Annotated in this window: 3 protein-coding genes; all 3 read right to left on the bottom strand. The window is 48.0% G+C overall.

From position 1 onward, the window contains the following. Window positions 1–464 (bottom strand): hypothetical protein (locus Q8M98_11260; protein MDP3115331.1); only part of this gene is annotated, 464 nt, incomplete at its 3' end. A 70-nt stretch (window positions 465–534) separates the two neighbouring features. Further along, entirely contained in the window at window positions 535–987 is a 453-nt protein-coding gene (locus tag Q8M98_11255; GenBank protein ID MDP3115330.1) for a hypothetical protein, read from the bottom strand. Further along, the coding region (locus tag Q8M98_11250; GenBank protein MDP3115329.1) for a hypothetical protein at window positions 975–1,956 on the bottom strand (982 nt) is incomplete at its 5' end. The genes Q8M98_11250 and Q8M98_11255, both read right to left, overlap by 13 nt.

Below are 1,956 nucleotides of genomic sequence, written 5' to 3'. Positions count from 1 at the left end.
CGGTCTTCATGGCAATTGGCAGGGGTTTTCTGGCTCTGTTCTCCCACTCCCTTATCCTGATCCTGAAGCTCGTGCTGGAGCTTGGATAGGGTAAACAGGCTGTTATCAAGGTGGTTGGCAGATATTGCTCCATTGGCTATCTTACTTCCGGTTACCACTCCATCCAGGATGTGATTGCCGAAGATACAATCGTTCTGCAGACCTCGGGCATCGAGCTTACCGATAGTGCAGGTCTTGCCACTGAAGCTACCATTGGGATTGCCACGATTGTCCCAGACCTCATAGAATCCGCAATCGCTTTCATGCTCTATGAAGTACTGGTAGTAGCCTGAGTTTTCCGTTTCATTTAGTTTGAGACCACTCTGCCAGTCGGCTCCTGGTCGGATTAGACGGATATCCACTCCCGACTGGGGCTTGCGGGCTCCCTCTTCCATTATATAGTAGCTGATTCCGTATTTGAACATCTATGCTCCTCTGTATTTATGCTTTTCCATATTTATGTATTTATGGTTTTCTGTTTTGCTGTGTTTCTGCTTAGCTTGAAGTGACTGTGTCATCATCATCTTCAATGACGATTATGCCGAAGTCGACATAGCCGGGACTGCCTATGTATCTGGATTCAAGAGAGAACTTGACCTTCTCGGGGTACTCATGCAGGTCATCCGGACACTTGGGGAACTGAGAGACTGTGACCGGGAACTGGCTCTTGATTTCGTTGTAGGCGGTGTACTCCAGATAGAGTCTGCCGGTAGAGGTGATGAAGTTCATCAGAGTATAAAACTCATCAGGATTGAGGGTTGCCTGCAGGTCGAAGGAGTCTTCTCTGTATTCATCTCTTTGATAGAGTTTGGAAGGGTCAAAGGCATTCTTCTTCTCCAGACGGTACTTTCGTCTGGGGCTGTATTCCACCTGCCCATTGGAGCAGGAGAAGTAATTGACTGACTGGGGAGTCTGCCTGATCAGTCTGAAGCCCTTTATAGCAGCCATGCTTTCACCTTGTATTCGTCATTTATGTAATCTCTCTCCAACTCAGTAATGGCATAGACCTTAGTCTTGATGCGTATCTTAGATTGGAGGGAGAGATTGTATTTTGACAACTGGTCGATTGTTGTATCCAGGCTCCACTTGGAGTCATAGAAGTCGATCAGATAGTCTTTGATGATGCCTTGTAGCTGATTCGTATCACCTGCCAGGACATCGATGGTCTTGATATCAGGCTTCTCTTGATTGCCACGCTTGGTGATGAAGGAGATAACGTCATCATCGGCTATGTCTATAATAGTAGTGGCATAGGCATCCTTGTTCCTGAGAATGATCCGTCCGGCAGCGTTGGTGAAGATAGTGGCATTATAGAACATCAGCATGGTCTGCAGAACCTTGATGTTGTCTGTCTGCTCTTCCTTGCTCGTCTCGTAGGACTTGCCGGGTTGGATACGACTGGGGAAGATATTGCCATGACAGTGGGCTTCGATCCAGTGATTGACGTACTGGCTGCTGCCATAGCTTCTGCCGTCCAAAGAGCCGGTACTGCTGAGTCCAGTGAAGAGAGTATTACTGGTTATGCCATTATCGGTAAAGAAGCTGAGGAACTCGTTATAGGCATTGTCGATGGAAGTGATATCTTCCACCCAGTCGGTCTTTTCGTCATACTCCGCAACTACCGGACATATCCCATTATAGAAACGGAATACCCTTCCTCTGAAGCGTCCCTGATATCTGGTAGTCGCAGGACTGGGATAGGTAGCCTGGATCACCTTCTTATAGGCAAAGACAAAGGTGACCTTGTTCCCAGGCGTATCGATGAGGTATCCCCAATAAGGACCCGGCCAACCAGAACTGTGATAGGTGTATGTCCAACCTCCGGGAGGATTTGGGAACCGGAGCAGGTCATCAAAGTCAACATGGACTATGGTTAAAGCTGATCCCATGGGGATGTTCAGAGTCGGCAGAGTGAAC

This window comes from Candidatus Cloacimonadaceae bacterium (genome assembly GCA_030693415.1).
Classification (GTDB): Bacteria; Cloacimonadota; Cloacimonadia; order Cloacimonadales; family Cloacimonadaceae; genus JAUYAR01.
This window is presented reverse-complemented; position numbering and strand designations above follow the sequence as displayed.

Bases quoted from the DNA above. Each gene is read 5' to 3' on its own strand.
- Q8M98_11255 (MDP3115330.1), bottom strand. From the start codon at position 987: ATGGCTGCTATAAAGGGCTTCAGACTGATCAGGCAGACTCCCCAGTCA.